This window comes from Rhodococcus sp. ACPA1 (assembly GCF_002300195.1).
GTDB lineage: Bacteria > Actinomycetota > Actinomycetes > Mycobacteriales > Mycobacteriaceae > Rhodococcus_F > Rhodococcus_F opacus.
The window spans coordinates 1-803 of the sequence record NZ_NSDX01000024.1; the positions used below are offsets into that span (position 1 = coordinate 1).

1 protein-coding gene is annotated in these 803 nt (G+C 64.6%); it reads left to right on the forward strand.

Annotation, left to right across the window (positions count from 1 at the left end; genetic code table 11):
* Positions 1 to 396: 396 nt before the first annotated feature.
* Complete coding sequence (locus tag CJ177_RS49730; protein ID WP_061700603.1) at positions 397 to 636, forward strand: hypothetical protein; 240 nt, start codon at positions 397 to 399, stop codon at positions 634 to 636.
* Positions 637 to 803 lie beyond the last annotated feature (167 nt).

Sequence of the window (803 nt, forward strand, 5' to 3'; positions counted from 1 at the left end):
GCCGTCGCTCGCCGACGCAGCGACGTCGGGCGAGCGAGCGGCGAAGGCCGTACTGGCGAGCCTGAGCCAGGCCGCGAAAGACGAGGACTCGGCAATCAGAGTGTGATCAGTCGCTTCACAGATTGCCCAGGGTGGCGCGGTAGCCGAGTAGTCGGACCACCTGCTGGGAGCGGGTCACCCAGAACGAGGAAGCACATGTTCACCAACACCTTCACCGAGACCTTCGGGATCGAGCACCTCATAGTGTGAGGCGGCATGACTGCCGTCGGGGCCTTGTCGCCGCTCTTGCCCTCGGCGCGTCCGCGGTGAACACGGCACCCGCTTCATAGCGACCACCGAGGCGCCCATCCACCACAACGTCAAACAAAGATCGTCGACAACACCGAACACGACACCGTGATCGTCTTCCGTGAGTTCCGCAACTCCGCCCGCGTTGCCCGCAACCCGGTCTCCGAAGAAATCGCCACCCGCTCATGCGAACCGGGTGCCACCTTCGACCACATCGCCCATTTGGCCAGCGGCGCCCGCGGCCGCGAACAGGTGTACGGCAATGGTGACGTCGAAGGCGGCATCTGGTGGGCGGGTCAGGCCCAGGGCCTGACCCACGACATCGGCAGCTGCCGGGCTCGATCCTGACCGAGGCCCGGCAGATCATCACCCGCACACTGCCCGATCAACTCCGCGGCTGAATCAGCCTGGCAACAAGTCCGCGATACCAACACCCATTGCTGCTGCAACACTTCGAGGGAGAGGCCCCAGTGAGCTTCAAGAGCCCGTTTCCGGACGTCGAGATTCCGAACCTC